Raw genomic sequence first — 16,998 nt, 5'->3', positions numbered from 1 at the left:
TCCCGGGGAAAGATTTCCGATCAGTATAACATTAACGGCATCCCGCGTTTTATCTCATCGCTTGACATGAAAATCGTTACTGCAGATGCTCCCCGCCCATCCGATCCCGAACTCGCCAGACTCCTTGACCGTTTGCCATTATAGTTCAAAATTTAATATTTTTTACGAGCCTGTCATTTCTATTGCGAATATGATGGGCTTTTTTCTTAAATCAATTTGTATTATTCGCAAAAATTATAAATTGAATTGGATGGCATCATAAAATTGCTACATTTGGAAAATGCCAATCAACGCAACATACACCTCTTCGCTTACGACCTTTTGGGTCGCGACTACGGTTGGCACATCCACGACCCTTCGGGGTTAATCTTCTACATATTACGGCAATCGTGCGCACCCTTACAGGAGCAATAACCTTCGTTTACCCAATTTTCTTGTCATGATAGTAATGAAATTCGGCGGCACATCCGTTGCCAACGCCCAAAATGTCCGATTGGTTTGCCAAATCGTTTCCAAAAAAAGCAAAATACAAAGCGTCATTGTCGTAGTCTCTGCGTTCGGCGGCGTGACCGACCTACTCGTTTCCGCGGGCAGGTTGGCCGCTTCCAAACAGGAAACATATCGGGATATCGCGTCCGAAATAGAAAAAAAACATTTGGAGGTCGTCAGGGATTTGCTTCCGATCCAACACCAAAGCGCCCTGTTGAGCCATGTCAAGCGCCTTCTCAACCACCTTGATACGTTGCTCGACGGCTGCTTCCTGTTAGGGGAATTGTCGCCACGGACATCCGATACCATAATTGGTTTTGGGGAATTGCTGTCGTCGTGCATCGTGGCGGAAGCGATCAAGCAATCCATTCCGGAGAGTCGCTATAAAGACAGTCGAGAATTGATTAAAACCGATGATAATTTCGGAAAGGCCAATGTTAATTTCAGTATAACAAACACATTAATAAAAGCTTTTTTTGAATCAGATAATAAGCCGGTTACAATATTACCCGGATTTATCGGATCGACGCAGGAAGGCGAGAATACGACGCTCGGACGCGGCGGGTCCGATTTTACGGCCTCCATCATCGCCTCGGCCATCGGTGCGCGCCAATTGGAAATCTGGACCGACGTAAACGGAATGTATACGGCCAATCCCAAAATCGTTGCGCAGGCACAACCCATCGCGTCGATTTCGTACCAGGAAGCGATGGAATTGTCACACTTTGGAGCGAAAGTGCTTTACCCTCCAACCATCCAGCCCGCGCTTGACCACAACATCCCGATCCTCATCAAGAACACTTTTGAACCGGAGGCTGCCGGAACGTGGATCTCCTCCGAGCCGAAACATTCCGAAAATCCCGTAAAAGGAATCAGCCACATCGAGAACATTTGCCTGCTGACGCTTGAAGGATCGGGGATGATCGGCGTTGCGGGCTCGTCAAAGCGATTGTTCGAGGTGCTTTCCGACAAGGCGATCAATGTTATTTTCATCACGCAGGCCTCATCGGAACATTCGATTTGCGTCGGAATACTGGATTCGGATGCGGAAAAGGCAAGCAGCGCGATCGACAAAGCGTTTGAGGCCGAAATCCTGTTGCGAAAAATCGAACCCTGTATCGTGGAAACGGGCTTGTGCATTGTGGCGGTCGTGGGCGAAAACATGAAAAACCACCAGGGACTCAGCGGTAAAATGTTCAGCACTTTGGGCAAAAACAACGTCAACATCCGCGCGATCGCCCAGGGAGCCTCGGAACGCAACATATCGGTCGTAATACGGCAAGCCGATGTAAAAAAAGCGCTGAACGCTTTGCACGAACGCTTTTTCGAGGACGATATCAAACAACTGAATTTGTTCGTGACAGGTGTCGGGAACGTCGGAGGTAAATTTTTGGATCAAATCTGTCAACAACAGACATTTCTTCGCGAGAACCTGCGCCTCAACCTCCGTGTGGTCGCCTTATCGAATTCCAGAACGATGATTTTCGATGAGCGCGGGATTTCGCTGAACGATTGGGAAGCTGCTTTGACAGCGGGAATGCCTGCTAATATTTCGGATTTTATCGGACGGGTGAAGCAACTGAATCTGCGCAACAGCATTTTTGTCGACAACACGGCCAATCCTGACATAGCGGCTACATACGCTGAATTTCTCCGCGAAAGTGTCGCCGTGGTGACCTGCAATAAAATCGCTTGCTCGTCCGATTACGACGGTTATCGGAAACTCAAAAACCTGAGCCGGAAATACGCCGCGCCATTCCTGTTCGAGACCAACGTAGGAGCCGGACTGCCCATCATCGACACCCTAAAGCACATGGTTGCCTCGGGCGACAAAATCCGGTCGATACAAGCGGTATTGTCGGGCAGCCTCAATTTCATTTTCAACAATTTCACGAACGGAACAAATTTCCACGACATTGTAAAAGAAGCAGGAATCCAAGGATTTACAGAGCCTGATCCGAAAATTGATTTAAGTGGCGTAGACGTCGCGCGCAAAATCCTGATCCTGATTCGCGAAAGCGGATACGAAATCGAAATGTCCGATATTGAAAATACGTCTTTCCTGCCGGAAACCTGCAGAAACACTACCTCGGTCCCAGATTTTTTTGAGTCGCTCGCGTCAAACGCCAAACATTTTGACGAACTTTATGAAAATGCGAGATCGAAGGGCTGCCGACTCAAATATGTCGCGCGGTTCCAGGACGGAAAAGCCTCGGTCGGATTGCAGCTTATCCCCGAATCACACCCGTTCTACGATCTTGAAGGCAAGGACAACATCGTGCTGTTTTATACCGATCGCTATCCCGACCAGCCGTTGCTCATCAAAGGGGCCGGAGCCGGAGCGGCGGTCACGGCCAGCGGGATTTTCGCTGATGTGATCCGGGTAGGGAACAATTGACGAAACTAACACGAAATCGCTGCCCGACCAAGAATCGGTAATTCACTAATCAAATAAGATGGACTTTATAAAAATATTCTCACCGGCCACGATTGCCAATCTTTCCTGCGGCTTCGACGTACTCGGCCTTTGCCTGGAAAATGTCGGGGATGAAATGACGATTCGCAAGATTGGCGAAAAAACCGTCCGGATCAATAAGATTGAGGGCGCCGACCTGCCGATGGAAGCCACGCACAACGTTGCCGGAGTCGCGGCATTGGCGATGCTTCGCGAATGGGAAACCGACTTCGGGTTCGAAATCGAGATAAAAAAGCGCATCAAAGCCGGAAGTGGGATCGGAAGCTCGGCCGCAAGCGCAGCCGGGGCGGTCTTTGGAATAAACGAACTGCTCGGCCGCCCTTACGAGGCCCGGGAGCTGATCAAGTTTGCCATGCAAGGCGAAAAGCTCGCCTCGGGAAGTGCCCATGCGGATAACGTCGCTCCGGCGCTGTTGGGCGGATTAACGCTCATCAGGAGTTACGATCCGGTTGACGTGATCAGGATCGACGCACCTCCTGAATTGTTCGCCACGGTAATCCATCCGGAGATAGAGCTTAAAACAGCCGATTCGCGTTCGATACTGAAACAGAGCATCACGTTGCAGAACGCCATCATCCAATGGGGAAACGTGGGCGGCTTCGTAGCCGGACTGTATACGAACGACTACGATCTCATCGGAAGGTCGATGACGGACAAAATCGCGGAGCCCGTGAGAGGAATGCTGATACCGGGATTCGACCAACTGAAGAGCGCGGCCCAGTCACACGGGGCATTGGGTTCGGGAATTTCGGGAAGCGGCCCGTCTGTGTTTGCACTGAGCAAGGGCGAGCAAACCGCTCACGAGGTCGCTTCGGCTATGGGCAAAGTCTACGAAAACATGGGCCTGCCGTTTGAAATACACGTATCTGGAATCAATCCGGACGGCATCCGAATCATCGAAAAAAAATAAAAAATGGAGTATTACAGCCTGCATCGCAAATCACCTTCTGTTACGTTCCGGAACGCGGTAATACAAGGCCTCGCGCCAGACAAGGGATTGTATTTTCCGAAAAGCATCACGCCTTTGGGACGCCACTTTTTTGAAGATATCGAACAGCTTACCGACGAAGAAATCGCGTTCCAGGCAATTCGCCAGTTCGTTGGAGATGAAATTCCCGAAGCGGAACTCCGAAATATCGTATCGGAAACGCTGTCGTTCCCGTTTCCGTTGGTAGAAGTCGGGAAGAATGTGTTCTCACTCGAGCTCTTTCACGGCCCGACGCTGGCCTTTAAAGATGTGGGCGCCCGTTTCATGGCGCGATGTGTCGGCTACTTCAACCGGGCGGATCCACACGCCCGAAATACCGTCCTGGTAGCAACCTCAGGCGATACCGGCGGCGCTGTTGCCAGTGGCTTCCTGAACGTGCCGGGCGTCGAGATCGTCATTTTATATCCTGACGGGAAGGTTTCCGATATACAGGAACGACAACTCACGACCTATGGCCGCAACATCTCGGCGTTGCGCGTCGATGGCGTGTTCGACGACTGCCAGGCTATGGTCAAAGCTGCTTTTTTGGACCCGGACCTAGCGCATCTCAACCTTACGTCGGCCAATTCGATCAACGTGGCCCGCTGGCTTCCGCAAATGTTCTATTTCTTCTTCGCATACAAACGACTGAAAAGTTTGGGAAGACCTCTTGTTGTCTCCTGCCCTAGCGGAAACTTCGGAAACATTTGCGCCGGTGTGCTGGCCAAAAAACTCGGCCTTCCGATCGCGCATTTTGTCGCCTCTACGAATGCCAACGACACCGTGCCGCGGTTTTTGAAAAGTTGGGAATACGACCCAAAGCCGTCGGTTGAGACGTTGTCGAATGCCATGGATGTAGGAAATCCCAGCAATTTCATACGAATACGCGAATTGTATGGAGACGACAAATCAAAATTCGATACGGAATTTTCATCTTATCCGTTCTCGGACGAAGAAACCTCAGACGCGATTCAAATCATTTTCGAACGGTTCGGATACGTGCTCGAGCCTCATGGAGCCGTTGCATATCTTGGGCTGCAAAAGGAATTGGCACGTTTTCCCGATGCGGTGGGCATCTTCCTCGAAACCGCCCATCCCGTCAAGTTTCGCGAAATTGCAGAGAAAATTCTGTCTTTCCCGATCGAAGTTCCCGCCCAAATCGAAGAGTTGATGCGGTTAAAAAAAGTGTCTTCTCGAATAGGCGACTATGGCCAATTGAAATCTTTCTTATTAAAGCAAAAATGAAGAAAACCGCACTTGATACATTCGAATACAATGCGTTGCTTTATCAGACGAAGTATATGGATCTCGACCTTTACGACGACACCTACGACGCGTTTCTCGCCGAACTGCCGCATGGTGCCAAGTTACTCGAGCTTGGTTGCGGCCCGGGAAATATTACGCGATAGCTCCTCCAAAAACGAATGGATGTTAAAATCCTGGAGACCGATTTTTCACCCAGAATGATCGAACTCGCGAAATCGAACGTTCCAAATGCCGAATTTCGCGTGTTAAACGCAAAAGAAGTCCTGTCTCTAGGGGAAATTTTCGATGGGATAGTTTGTGGTTTCATCGCGCCATATCTCAATCAGGCCGAATTGTCGAAATTGATTGCCGATTGTGAAAAGTTGCTTTCGGACAACGGGAAATTGTACCTGTCTGCGATTGAAGGAGACTACGAAAATTCCGGTTGGCAAAGTTCCAGCGACGGCCAGAGCAGTACGATGGTTTACCTGTATTCCGAACCGGAACTGCGGGCAATGCTCTATCAAAACGGCTTTCGGAAAATCGAGGTCTACAAAAAGGCGTTTGGCAGCGCAACCCATCTTATTTTGGCAGCGGCCTTTTAGCCAGCGATAAAAAAGCCTTTCCGAGATAGCGAATAATATCCGAAGCCACGAACGCTTCCGTACCTGTCTCGCGCAATGCCAGGTCGGCCGTCAGGCCATGCAGATAGACGCCTAATTGTGCGGCTTGCAACGGCTCGTAGCCCTGGGCGAGCAACGACGTGATGATTCCGGTAAGCACATCGCCCGATCCCGCAGTTGCCAGCGCCGCGTTCCCTGTGGTGTTGACAAACAACGCATCCCCATCTGTGATTTGGGTGGGGGCGCCTTTCATAACCAAAATCAAGTTGTACGTCGATGCGAATTCCATTGCGGCTTCCTGCGTTTGCTGATCCGATCCGAATTCCCCTATGAGACGGGAAAGCTCTTTCGGATGAGGCGTAAGAACCGATTTTTTGGGCAGGCGACCGAGCCAATCCGGGTGTTTGGAAAGAAGGTTCAATGCGTCGGCATCGATCACGAGCGGCGCCTTGACCTGGTCCAGAAAATGCGAAAACGCCTTCTCGACGGCCGGCTCCTGCCCGATTCCCGGCCCAATCCCGATTGACGATGGCTCCAACTCGAAAGTGATGTTTGACAAATGCTTTTGGGCGACGTCTGTCAGCACCATGACTTCCGGAATGGCAATCTGGAGGATATCGTAGCCGCATTGCGGAATGAAGGCCGTCACCAGGCCTGCGCCAGAGTGAAGCGCCGCTTTGGCCGACAACGTGATTGAACCTATTTTGCCGTAGCTACCGCCGATCAGCAGTGCATGCCCCTGAGTCCCTTTGTGCGCATTCGGCTTGGCGGGTCTGTAGATGTTTCGTATAAAAGCCTTGGTCAGTTTTTGTGTTGGATTTTGTGCCACGATCGTACGTATTGAAAACGGGTGCAGTCTCGGATTTGATTTTCCCTCCGTTCTTAAAGTTACGCATTGGCTTGAAGAAACCGAAGTTTTTATGGAAACATTTGCCCTAGCCCGGATGCGGTGAAAAGCGTTGCCGACCAAATCACGAGCTAGAGCCGCGACAAAAGAGCGACCAACGGAAGCTCATTTTGTGCGTTGCGACAGCCGGGCTTTGGGCGCAACCTTGCAGCAGGCAGCCGGAAACAGCTACCGATATATCAAAAGTGAAAAGACGAAACTAATTATCTAATTATCTCAATTATCTAATTATCTCAATCATCTAATTGCTAAATTAGCGCCTCGAAACCTAATTCTTACGAATAATGAAAAATACGGCGCTGACACACATTCACGAACAACTTGGGGCGAAGATGCTTCCTTTTGCGGGCTACAACATGCCTATCACGTACGAAGGCGTGAATGCCGAGCACGAATCGGTGAGGCGATCGGTTGGTGTTTTCGACGTCTCGCACATGGGTGAATTCTTTTTGGAAGGCCCCAATGCACTAGCTTTGATCCAAAAAGTGACCTCGAATGATGCTTCGGTTTTGACCGACGGACGCGCGCAGTATTCGTGTCTGCCGAACAACGAAGGCGGCATCGTGGATGATTTGATCGTCTATAAATTCAACGACGAGAAGTATTTATTGGTTGTAAATGCTTCCAATATCGAAAAAGACTGGAACTGGATTTCTTCTCACAACGACCTGGATGTGAAAATGACGAATGCTTCCGACGACTACTCGCTTCTCGCCATCCAGGGGCCGAAAGCGGCAGAAGCCATGCAATCGCTGACTTCGACCAACCTTTCCGATATAAAATATTACCATTTTGAGGTGGGCGATTTCGCCGGATTTGACGACGTGATCATTTCTGCCACAGGTTACACTGGTTCCGGAGGTTTCGAAATTTACTGCAAAAACGAACAGGCCGAAACGATCTGGAACAAGGTTTTCGAAGCCGGGAAAAACTGGGACATCAAACCGATAGGACTTGCGGCCCGCGATACGCTGCGTCTCGAGATGGGCTTTTGCCTTTACGGAAATGACATCGACGATACGACCTCGCCTCTCGAGGCCGGTTTGGGCTGGATCACTAAATTCACGAAAGAGTTCACGAATTCGGAAAATTTGAAAGACCAGAAGGAGGCCGGCGTTTCGAGAAAGCTCGTCGGATTCGAGTTGATCGATCGCGGCGTGCCGAGACAAGGCTATGAAATCGTGGACAAGGATGGAAATGTCATCGGAAACGTGACCTCAGGCACACAGGCTCCTTCTTTGAACAAGGGAATCGGGTTGGGTTACGTTACAACGGAGTTCGCGGCAGCCGATTCTGAAATCTTTATCCGTATCCGCAAAAACGATGTGGCGGCTAAAGTTGTCAAGTTGCCTTTTTACAAGGTGCAATAACAAAGTATGATCTGGTATTCCAAATAATTTTGAAAATCTGCCGAAAGGCTTATTTTTGCGTTCCAGACAAAAACGAAACTTTAAACTTTAAACTTTAAACGTTCCACAACCGTCGGGAAATGCCACTTGAATTACAAATTTTGAAGTTTTATAGAAATGGGAAGAGCGTTTGAGTTCCGAAAAGGACGAAAAATGAAGCGCTGGGCGGCCATGGCCAAAGCGTTTACGAGAATTGGTAAAGATATCGTCATGGCGGTGAAAGAAGGCGGCCCGAACCCGGAAGCCAACGCCCGCCTGCGCGCGGTGATCCAGAACGCCAAATCGGCGAACATGCCGAAAGACAACGTGGAGCGCGCAATCAAGAAGGCCACCGACAAAGATACGGCCAACTACAAAGAGGTATTGTTCGAAGGCTACGCGCCTCACGGCATCGCCATCCTGATCGAAACCGCTACCGACAACAACAATCGCACTGTGGCCAATATCCGCAGCTATTTCAACAAATGCAACGGAACGCTCGGAACGCAGGGTTCGGTAGAGTTTATGTTCGACCACACTTGCAATTTCCGGATCGCGAAAGGCAACCTCGATCCTGAAGAACTCGAACTGGAATTGATTGATTTTGGTGCCGAAGAGGTTTTTGAAGACGAGGACGGCATCTTGATTTATGCGCCGTTCGGAAGTTTCGGATCGATGCAGAAGGAACTCGAGCACCGCGGTATTGAGATTCTTTCTTCGGGCTTTGAACGGATTCCGCAGGTAACCAAGCCCGGACTAACGCCGGATCAAGTGGCCGATGTCGAAAAATTGCTGGAGAAAATCGAGGAAGACGACGACGTGATGAACGTGTATCACACGATGGAGGAAAGTGAATAAGTAATGATTAATAATGGGGCTCCGTTTGGAGCCCTTTTTTTTGCTTCGTATTGTTGCTTATGTTTTTTGGGTGGGAACTATTTGGTTTTTCCGCGGATTAGCGGATTTCCGCGGAACCGGTAGCGGCTTGCATATATCGAAAAACCCATCATAATCCTATCAATCTGCAAATCTTCGGCTGATAAACACGTACAGGAATTAAATCTGTCAATCGGTTGCTAAACGATTTTGATTAACCGATTTCCGCGAAAAAACAAAACGCCCTGATTTCTCAAGGCGTCCTTATTTTATCGGATATCAACTTTTATTTGATAAATTCTACTTTTTGAGCTTCCTCGGCATTCACGCTGTCGAAGAATCCCTGCTCGCTCATCCATTCGTCACTAAAGACTTTGCTCATGTAGCGCGATCCGTGGTCAGGGAAGATACCGACGACAACGCTGTTCTCGTCAAATTCGCCTTCCTCTGCATATTGCTTGATGGCCTGAAGCGTGGCTCCCGACGTATATCCTACGAACAACCCTTCTTTCTTGGCGATTTCGCGCGTCACGTGTGCACTTTCTTCATCGGTAACCTTGATGAACTTGTCGATGAGTTCAAAATCAGTAGCCGATGGAATCAGGTTTTTACCCAAGCCTTCGATCCTGTACGGATAAATCTCCTTATTGTCGAACTCCTTGGTTTCATGGTACTTCTTTAAAACCGATCCGAACGCGTCCACACCGAGAATCCTGATATTCGGATTTTTCTCCTTGAGGAATTTAGCCGCTCCGGAAATCGTTCCGCCTGTCCCGCTACACGCCACGAGGTGCGTGATTTTGCCGTTCGTCTGTTCCCAGATTTCAGGCCCGGTACTTTTGTAATGCGCGTCTATGTTAAGTTGGTTGAAATACTGGTTGATGTAAACCGAACCTTTGATTTCTTCGTGAAGTCTCTTGGCGACGTTGTAATACGAACGTTCGTCATCTGCCGAAACATGGGCCGGGCAAACATAAACCTTGGCTCCCATGGTACGCAACATGTCGATCTTGTCGCGCGATGATTTCGAGCTAACCGCCAAAATGCAGTTATAGCCTTTGATGATGCTTACCATCGCCAAACTGAAACCGGTATTGCCCGACGTCGTTTCTATGATGGTATCACCAGGTGAAAGAATTCCTTTTTTCTCAGCTTCTTCAATAATGTAAAGGGCAATCCTGTCTTTGGTGGAGTGTCCCGGGTTGAAAGCCTCTACCTTTGCGTAGAAATTTCCTTTGAGGTTTTCGGTAACACGATTCAGCTTGATGAGAGGCGTGTTTCCGATAAGTTCCAGGACATTATTGTAAGCTTTTATTTCTTCTTTCATAAAAAAATAATTAGTCAAGGGCGAGCATGCCGTTTGGGCATACCTTGAAACCTTGCAAATTTAACAAAAAAAATCTTTTCACTTTCCAATTTTTTCAAGTGTCAGCAAAAAACTGAATTCGCGTGCCAGTTCTTTCAACGCTTCGAACCGCCCCGAAGCCCCGCCATGGCCTGCTTCCATATTTGTATCGAGGAAAAGCAGGTTGTCATCGGTTTTAACGTTCCTTAACTTTGCCACCCATTTCGCCGGCTCCCAATACTGCACCTGAGAATCATGTAATCCTGTGGAAACGTATAGGTTAGGATATGATTTCGCCGTAACGTTATCATAAGGTGAATACGATTTCATGTAATCGTAAAATTCTTTTTCGTTGGGATTGCCCCATTCGTCATATTCTCCTGTCGTAAGCGGAATGTCTTCGTCTAGCATGGTCGTGACCACATCCACGAACGGAACCTGTGCAATGATGCCGTTGTAAAGCTCTGGCGCCATATTGGCAACGGCTCCCATCAGCAATCCTCCCGCAGATCCACCTTCGGCATACAAATGCGCTGCAGACGTATACCCTTCGGCAATCAGGAATTTCGAAACATCTATAAAATCGGTAAACGTATTTTTTTTCTGCAACAGCTTTCCGCTTTCGTACCATTGACGCCCGAGGTCTTCGCCTCCGCGGATGTGAGCGATCGCATAAATAAAGCCGCGGTCGAGCAATGACAGTCGCGTTGAGGAAAAATACGGGTCCATCGACGCTCCATAAGAACCGTAGGCGTATTGCAGCAACGGATTCTTCCCGTCTTTCACAAGCGCCTTACCATAAACGAGTGAGATCGGTATTTTCGTACCATCCTGGGCCGTTGCCCATCGCCTTTCCTCTATATAATTCGATTTGTCGAACTTTCCGCCGAGAACCTGTTGTTCCTTGAGCACGGTTTTTTCCTTGGTCCGCATGTTGAAATCGATCACAGATGAAGGCGTCGCCATCGACTGATAGCCGTAGCGCAGAATTTCCGTGTCAAAATCGACGTTCGTGGTCGTATAAGCCGTATAGGTTTCGATATCGAACGGCAAATAATACGACTCCTGCCCATCCCAACGGCGAATCTGGATTTTGTTCAGTCCTTGCGAACGCTCCTCAATCACAAGATAATCCCTGAAAATGTCGATGCCTTCGAGCAAGACTTCTTCGCGATGCCCTATCAGCTCGGTCCAATTTTCTTTCGAAGTTGCATTTTGGGGCGTTTTCATCAGCTTGAAATTCGTCGCTCCATCTTTGTTGGTCAACACGTAAAAACTGTCGCCATAATGCGAAATGCTGTATTCGAGACCGCGCTCGCGTTGCTGGAAAACCCTGAATTTCCCTTGCGGATCATCCGATTTCAGGATGCGGGATTCTGTCGTCATCGTACTAGAGGAATGAACGACGATATATTCGCGCGACTTTTCTTTGTGAACGGAAACGTGGAAAGTGTCGTCGGTTTCATGGAAGACCACGACATCCTGGCTCTCAGGAGTTCCCAGACTGTGTCGGAAAATAGTATCAGACCGCAGCGTTTTCCGATCCTGACGCGTAAAGAACAACGTTTTGTTGTCGTTGGCCCAAACGCAGTTCGGAGCCGCATTCGAAATCGTATCCGGCAAAATCTCACCGGTTTGAAGGTCCTTGATTCGAATCGTATAAATGCGACGCCCTTTGAGATCGGTTCCGAAAGACGCGAACCTGTTGTCCGGGCTTATGCTTACGCCACCAAGTTGAAAAAACGAATGCCCTTCTGCCATTTCGTTGCAATTGAACAAAATTTCCTCTGGTGCGTCAAGCGATTCTTTCTTGCGGGAATGTATCGGATAATTCTTACCCGTTTCGTATCGGGTGATATACCAGTAGCCGTTGTAGAAATAGGGCACCGATTCATCATCTTCTTTGATACGCGACTTCATTTCTTCGAACAAAGCCGCTCTCAGCGGCTCTTCGGCCTTTGTCATCTCACGGTAATAATCGTTTTCCCGGTTCAGGTAGTCGATGACCTCAGGATTTTCCCTGTCGTTGAGCCAATAGTAGTTATCTATGCGAACGTCCCCGTGTTTCTCCAATTGGTGCGGGCGAACCGCGGCAACCGGGGCTTTTAATTGTTCTGGCATTTTAGTTTAGGTTTTTGAAGCGGCAAAAATAGCGTAATCTGCCCGATTTTACGGGCTTTTTGGCATATCTTAACTATTGCCTTTAGCACGAATTTACTAAATTCGTCTACATTTTAAAAATTAAAAATTATGTTCGGAGATTTGATGGGAATGATGGGAAAGCTACAGGAAACCCAAAAAAAAATAGAGGAAACCAAGCAACGTCTTGACACTGTTTTGGTTGACGATAAAAGCAACGACGGCCTGCTTTCGGTCACGCTGACGGCCAACAGGAAAATTAAGGCGATCAGCATAGACGATTCGCTGCTAGAAGACAAAGAACAACTTGAAGATTACCTGATTTTGACGCTGAATAAAGCGATAGAAAAAGCAACGAACGTCAACGAAGCGGAACTCGCGGCGGCCGCTAAGGACGGGATGCCGAACATTCCGGGACTTGATTTGTTTAAGTAAAAAAGGTTAGGGCGTTACGGCTGCCAGGCAAAAGCTGATCGCATTTGCCCTGGCAGCCGTCGGGCTGTCCGCTGTATCTTTTGCCTCAAGCCATCGTCAAGACGACGTATCCCGTCAGGCAAAAGGATGCCGCTTCCATCCCTAACGCTCAAAATTCGCTACAGTTCCAACTTCTGAAGCGTTTCCACCACATAACTGTGCATTACTTCGCGGTAATCGAGATGCGTCACGATGCGCAACTTCCCCTGCCCCATTGAACTGATCTGTATGTTTTTTTGCCGGAGCTTGTCCAGGAAACCGGCTTCGGAAATCCTGGGGCTTATCGTGAATATCAAAATATTCGTCTCCACGGCCTCCACCTTGTGTACCCACGATTTCTGGCTCAAAATGTACGCGAGTTCCTTTGCCCGCCTGTGATCTTCGGCCAGTCGCCCTACGTGGTGTTGAAGTGCGTAAATTCCGGCAGCGGCCATATAGCCCACCTGGCGCATTCCGCCGCCGAGGATCTTGCGAACCCTCAGGGCCTTCTCTATCGTTTCCTTATCGGAAATCAACAGCGATCCGATAGGCGCGCCCAATCCCTTCGACAAACAAACTGAAATCGTGTGGAACGTTTCGCCGTAAAGCCTGGGATTCTCGCGTTTGGCCACCAAAGCGTTCCAGATTCGGGCACCGTCTAAATGGAACTTCAGGTTATGGTTATCGCACACCTGCCGTATCTTCTGCAACTCGGCGATGTCGTAGCAAGCGCCTCCTCCTTTGTTGGTCGTGTTTTCGACGCAAACCAGGGACGTCAGCGGCGCGTGGTAAAAATCGGGCGGGTTGATCGCCGACTCTACTTGGCGGGCGTTGATCATGCCGCGGTCGCCGTCGAGCAAGCTGCACGAGACGCCGCTGTTGAACGAGACGCCTCCGCCTTCGTAATTGAAGACGTGGGCATATTTGTCTGCGATGAGTTGTTCGCCAGGTTGCGTATGCAATTTGATCGCTGCCTGGTTGGCCATGGTTCCCGACGGAAAAAACAATGCGTCTTCCATCCCGAAAATGTTCGCGACCATGCGCTGCAGCGTATTGACCGTCGGATCTTGCTTGTAGACATCATCGCCTACGTCTGCCTTGAACATAAATTCCAGCATCTCTGGCGTTGGTTTGGTGACGGTATCGCTAACCAGGTTTATTTCCATAAAAAATGTTCGTTGTTACTGCCGTTCGGCTACTGCAAAATACGGCCAAAAAAAAATCCTCGCGAAATAAGGGCATTTAAAATTTTGGTAAAAATACGATTATGCGGCTTTGTTTCTCCTTGACGAATAATTGCCAAAATGAGCTTATTTACCTAATTTTGCGCGACAATTTTCTGAATATGACCAATACCGAACAGGTTAGAGATATAGCCGAACGCGTCACTGCACTCAAAGGCTACTTAGATATCGAACGCAAACAGATCGAGATTTCGAACGACGAAGAAAAAACGCTTGCCCCGGACTTCTGGAACAACGCTAAAGATGCCGAAGCGTTCGTCAAGATATTGCGCGGAAAGAAAAAATGGGTAGAAGATTACGACAAAGCGGTATCGCTTTCGGATGAATTGACGCTCGCCATGGAATTCTACAGAGAGGGCGAACTTTCTGAAGAAGAACTTGACGAGGCCTACCACAAAGCGAATTCCCATGTCGAAAACATCGAGTTGCGCAACATGCTTTCGGACGAAGGCGATTCGATGAGCGCGGTGCTCCAAATCACGGCCGGCGCCGGTGGAACCGAAAGCTGTGACTGGGCCGGAATGCTGATGCGCATGTATCTGATGTGGGCCGAAAAGAGCGGTTACAAGGTAAAAGAACTCAACTACCAGGAAGGTGACGTCGCAGGAATAAAAACCGTAACACTCGAAATCGAAGGCGATTTTTCGTTCGGATATCTCAAAGGGGAAAACGGTGTGCATCGCCTGGTGCGCATTTCGCCTTTCGACAGCAATGCCAAGCGCCATACGTCATTCGTGTCGGTTTACGTATATCCGTTGGTAGACGACACGATCGAGATCGAGATCAATCCTGCCGATATCGAAATCACGACAGCGCGTTCGAGCGGTGCAGGCGGACAAAACGTCAACAAGGTAGAGACCAAGGTGCATTTGGTTCACAAACCGACGGGCATCCACATCCAATGTTCGGAAACGCGTTCCCAGCACGACAACAGGCAGCGCGCCATGCAGATGCTGAAATCCCAGTTATATGAAATCGAGCTCAAGAAACGATTGGAGCAACGCAACGATATCGAAGCCGGAAAAATGAAGATCGAATGGGGATCGCAAATCCGGAATTACGTCCTTCATCCGTACAAACTCGTCAAAGACGTCCGAACGGCTTACGAGACCAGCGATACCGATGGCGTGCTCAACGGCGAGATCGACGAATTCCTGAAAGCCTACCTCATGCAGATGGGGCAAAAGGAGGAATAGTTCATCGTAAAAATCAGGTACAAAAAAAACGTTTCATTCTATTGAAACGTTTTTTTTTATCGCGCTAACTTGTGCTTGAAAATTTGAACCGTTTTACGGGTTTATCTTGCCCTGGATAGAATCGTCGTACGTCTCGCCTACCACGGCTCCGTACATACGCTTGGCCATCGCAACAAGCATGTTGGTCTTTATATCCCAGTAGTAACCCTCGGTCGGACGTACCTTGATGACGGTAATTCTGGGATCGTCCTTGCCTTCGGTAAACCAGGTTTTCATCTGGGCATCCCACAATTCGTCGATTTTAGCTTTGTCGCGGGAAATTTCTGCCTTTCCGTAAACTGACAGGAAATCGCTGTAACTCGATCCCTGGAACAACAGTTGAACCGACGGGTCTTGCTCGAGTTCGATATTTTTGTGACTGTCCGAAGCGCTCAGGAACCAAAAGTTTCCGGCGTCGTCAATTTTTTCCGGTGCCATCGGACGGGACGAAAAACTTTTTCCCGTTTCGATTTTCGTACACATGAAACACGAGCCTGCTTTTCCTGCAAGTGACTTGATTTTTTCTATAGCTTCCGGCCCAAAGAGGTCTTCAAAATTGTCCTCCGGTTGATTTTTGTTGATGCTGTCCATAGTTCTGTAGTTTGTAGTTGAAAAGTTTAACATTTGAAGTTTAAAGTTAGACAGACGGGCGTTCAGATCGCTTATAAGATTGGGCTGGTTTGTTACAGCATTTTCAAAGTGTCCGCCGTCGAATCGCTATCTTTGGAAAAATTTCAATTATGAAACGCAACCTGCTCCTGCTTGTGATCTTATTTACGTCAAGCCTCGCCAATAGCCAGTCTATGAAAATCATGTCGTACAACATACGTGTCGATTTTGGAGGAGACGGCGAAAACAACTGGGAATTCCGACGCGATTTTCTCGTGGACCAAATCCGGTATTACGCACCAGATTTCATCGGAACGCAGGAAGGCAAACTGCACCAGCTACAATTCATCGAAGCCGGGTTGCCCCAATACGGAAGGATCGGACGCGGACGCGACAACTCGGAAAACCAGGGCGAATTCAGTGCAATACTTTATGATAAAAACCGCTTTAAACTCCTGTCCGAAAATACGTTTTGGCTATCCGAGACGCCCGACGTGCCTGAGTCCAAAAGTTGGGAAACCGCCTATCCGCGCATTTGCACCTACGGATTGTTCGAAGACCGGAAATCCGGAAAAAAATGCTACGTTTTCAATACGCATATGGACCATGTCAGCGAATTGGCGCGTGAAAACGGCGCGAAACTCATCCTCAAAAAAATTGCGGAGATCAATTCGAAAAACCTGCCTGTGATCGTGACTGGCGACTTCAACAGCGAGATGACCACGGGCGCTTACAAAAACATCACGGCCCATTTCAACGATGCGCGCAACGTTAGCAAATCGAAACCGTTCGGGCCTTCCGGTACGTTCAGTGGATTCAAGCATAATCAACCGGTGACGTTGCTCATCGATTACATTTTCACGTCCGGCAAGATTGAGGTGCTGAACTTTGCGGTGCTTAGCGATTCAAAAGATTGCCGATATCCTTCTGATCATTTGCCGCTTTTGGCCGAAATCAAAATTTAATACCAACCACTGGTTTCCGTCGCTTGGATTTTGGACG

15 protein-coding genes are annotated in these 16,998 nt (G+C 48.8%); 10 read left to right on the top strand and 5 right to left on the bottom strand.

Features of this window, described 5'->3' with window-relative positions; translation table 11 throughout:
• Positions 1 to 439: 439 nt before the first annotated feature.
• The 5 genes from thrA to HC229_RS00245 are packed head-to-tail and all read left to right on the top strand — an operon-like array spanning position 440 to position 5,782.
• A complete protein-coding gene (gene thrA / locus HC229_RS00265; RefSeq protein WP_191018438.1) occupies positions 440 to 2,887 on the top strand; it encodes a bifunctional aspartate kinase/homoserine dehydrogenase I in 2,448 nt (815 codons plus the stop codon).
• 58 nt (positions 2,888 to 2,945) lie between these two features.
• Complete coding sequence (locus HC229_RS00260) at positions 2,946 to 3,875, top strand: homoserine kinase (RefSeq protein ID WP_191018437.1); 930 nt, start codon at positions 2,946 to 2,948, stop codon at positions 3,873 to 3,875.
• 3 nt (positions 3,876 to 3,878) lie between these two features.
• Positions 3,879 to 5,177, top strand: a complete 1,299-nt coding sequence (thrC, locus tag HC229_RS00255) for a threonine synthase (RefSeq protein WP_191018436.1) — start codon at positions 3,879 to 3,881, stop codon at positions 5,175 to 5,177.
• Complete coding sequence (locus tag HC229_RS00250; RefSeq protein WP_191018435.1) at positions 5,174 to 5,341, top strand: hypothetical protein; 168 nt, start codon at positions 5,174 to 5,176, stop codon at positions 5,339 to 5,341. The genes thrC and HC229_RS00250 overlap by 4 nt, the downstream gene beginning before the upstream one ends.
• 15 nt (positions 5,342 to 5,356) lie before the next feature.
• Positions 5,357 to 5,782: a class I SAM-dependent methyltransferase gene (locus tag HC229_RS00245; RefSeq protein WP_191018434.1), complete on the top strand. Its 426-nt coding sequence runs from the start codon at positions 5,357 to 5,359 to the stop codon at positions 5,780 to 5,782.
• On the opposite strand, the gene HC229_RS00240 is transcribed toward HC229_RS00245, so the two are convergent.
• Positions 5,760 to 6,629: an NAD(P)H-hydrate dehydratase gene (locus tag HC229_RS00240; protein WP_332871616.1), complete on the bottom strand. Its 870-nt coding sequence runs from the start codon at positions 6,627 to 6,629 to the stop codon at positions 5,760 to 5,762. The genes HC229_RS00245 and HC229_RS00240 overlap by 23 nt on opposite strands.
• A gap of 362 nt (positions 6,630 to 6,991) precedes the next feature.
• Here HC229_RS00240 and gcvT point away from each other — a divergent pair, with 362 nt between their 5' ends.
• Entirely contained in the window at positions 6,992 to 8,077 is a 1,086-nt protein-coding gene (gcvT, locus tag HC229_RS00235; protein ID WP_191018433.1) for a glycine cleavage system aminomethyltransferase GcvT, read from the top strand.
• A gap of 156 nt (positions 8,078 to 8,233) precedes the next feature.
• A complete protein-coding gene (locus tag HC229_RS00230) occupies positions 8,234 to 8,953 on the top strand; it encodes a YebC/PmpR family DNA-binding transcriptional regulator (RefSeq protein ID WP_191018432.1) in 720 nt (239 codons plus the stop codon).
• A 304-nt stretch (positions 8,954 to 9,257) separates the two neighbouring features.
• On the opposite strand, the gene HC229_RS00225 is transcribed toward HC229_RS00230, so the two are convergent.
• On the bottom strand, positions 9,258 to 10,298 hold the full coding sequence (locus HC229_RS00225; protein WP_191018431.1) for a PLP-dependent cysteine synthase family protein: 1,041 nt from the start codon (positions 10,296 to 10,298) through the stop codon (positions 9,258 to 9,260).
• Positions 10,299 to 10,376: 78 nt separating this feature from the next.
• A complete protein-coding gene (locus tag HC229_RS00220; protein ID WP_191018430.1) occupies positions 10,377 to 12,437 on the bottom strand; it encodes a S9 family peptidase in 2,061 nt (686 codons plus the stop codon).
• Positions 12,438 to 12,566: 129 nt separating this feature from the next.
• On the opposite strand from HC229_RS00220, the gene HC229_RS00215 reads away from it, so the two are divergent.
• Positions 12,567 to 12,890: a YbaB/EbfC family nucleoid-associated protein gene (locus tag HC229_RS00215; protein ID WP_191018429.1), complete on the top strand. Its 324-nt coding sequence runs from the start codon at positions 12,567 to 12,569 to the stop codon at positions 12,888 to 12,890.
• Positions 12,891 to 13,048: 158 nt separating this feature from the next.
• Here the strand turns inward: HC229_RS00215 and HC229_RS00210 are convergent, their stop codons facing one another.
• Positions 13,049 to 14,074 (bottom strand): threonine aldolase family protein, encoded by a 1,026-nt coding sequence (locus HC229_RS00210; RefSeq protein ID WP_191018428.1) that lies wholly within the window; start codon positions 14,072 to 14,074, stop codon positions 13,049 to 13,051.
• 179 nt (positions 14,075 to 14,253) lie between these two features.
• On the opposite strand from HC229_RS00210, the gene prfB reads away from it, so the two are divergent.
• Positions 14,254 to 15,348 (top strand): peptide chain release factor 2, encoded by a 1,095-nt coding sequence (gene prfB, locus HC229_RS00205; protein ID WP_191018427.1) that lies wholly within the window; start codon positions 14,254 to 14,256, stop codon positions 15,346 to 15,348.
• Positions 15,349 to 15,441: 93 nt separating this feature from the next.
• Here prfB and HC229_RS00200 read toward each other — a convergent pair whose 3' ends face one another.
• Entirely contained in the window at positions 15,442 to 15,978 is a 537-nt protein-coding gene (locus tag HC229_RS00200) for a pyridoxamine 5'-phosphate oxidase family protein (RefSeq protein WP_191018426.1), read from the bottom strand.
• Positions 15,979 to 16,127: 149 nt separating this feature from the next.
• On the opposite strand from HC229_RS00200, the gene HC229_RS00195 reads away from it, so the two are divergent.
• Complete coding sequence (locus tag HC229_RS00195; protein WP_223845477.1) at positions 16,128 to 16,961, top strand: endonuclease/exonuclease/phosphatase family protein; 834 nt, start codon at positions 16,128 to 16,130, stop codon at positions 16,959 to 16,961.
• Positions 16,962 to 16,998: the final 37 nt, after the last annotated feature.

It is taken from the genome of Flavobacterium selenitireducens (assembly GCF_014748335.1).
GTDB classification, from domain to species: domain Bacteria; phylum Bacteroidota; class Bacteroidia; order Flavobacteriales; family Flavobacteriaceae; genus Flavobacterium; species Flavobacterium selenitireducens.
This window is presented reverse-complemented; position numbering and strand designations above follow the sequence as displayed.

What these genes read in the sequence shown, in the direction of transcription:
- HC229_RS00200 (WP_191018426.1), bottom strand. Translation starts at nt 15,978, where the DNA reads ATGGACAGCATCAACAAAAATCAACCGGAGGACAATTTTGAAGACCTC.
- HC229_RS00225 (WP_191018431.1), bottom strand. Translation starts at nt 10,298, where the DNA reads ATGAAAGAAGAAATAAAAGCTTACAATAATGTCCTGGAACTTATCGGA.
- HC229_RS00230 (WP_191018432.1), top strand. Translation starts at nt 8,234, where the DNA reads ATGGGAAGAGCGTTTGAGTTCCGAAAAGGACGAAAAATGAAGCGCTGG.
- HC229_RS00210 (WP_191018428.1), bottom strand. Translation starts at nt 14,074, where the DNA reads ATGGAAATAAACCTGGTTAGCGATACCGTCACCAAACCAACGCCAGAG.
- HC229_RS00245 (WP_191018434.1), top strand. Translation starts at nt 5,357, where the DNA reads ATGGATGTTAAAATCCTGGAGACCGATTTTTCACCCAGAATGATCGAA.
- thrC (WP_191018436.1), top strand. Translation starts at nt 3,879, where the DNA reads ATGGAGTATTACAGCCTGCATCGCAAATCACCTTCTGTTACGTTCCGG.
- HC229_RS00220 (WP_191018430.1), bottom strand. Translation starts at nt 12,437, where the DNA reads ATGCCAGAACAATTAAAAGCCCCGGTTGCCGCGGTTCGCCCGCACCAA.
- thrA (WP_191018438.1), top strand. Translation starts at nt 440, where the DNA reads ATGATAGTAATGAAATTCGGCGGCACATCCGTTGCCAACGCCCAAAAT.
- HC229_RS00250 (WP_191018435.1), top strand. Translation starts at nt 5,174, where the DNA reads ATGAAGAAAACCGCACTTGATACATTCGAATACAATGCGTTGCTTTAT.
- HC229_RS00260 (WP_191018437.1), top strand. Translation starts at nt 2,946, where the DNA reads ATGGACTTTATAAAAATATTCTCACCGGCCACGATTGCCAATCTTTCC.
- HC229_RS00195 (WP_223845477.1), top strand. Translation starts at nt 16,128, where the DNA reads ATGAAACGCAACCTGCTCCTGCTTGTGATCTTATTTACGTCAAGCCTC.
- prfB (WP_191018427.1), top strand. Translation starts at nt 14,254, where the DNA reads ATGACCAATACCGAACAGGTTAGAGATATAGCCGAACGCGTCACTGCA.
- HC229_RS00215 (WP_191018429.1), top strand. Translation starts at nt 12,567, where the DNA reads ATGTTCGGAGATTTGATGGGAATGATGGGAAAGCTACAGGAAACCCAA.
- gcvT (WP_191018433.1), top strand. Translation starts at nt 6,992, where the DNA reads ATGAAAAATACGGCGCTGACACACATTCACGAACAACTTGGGGCGAAG.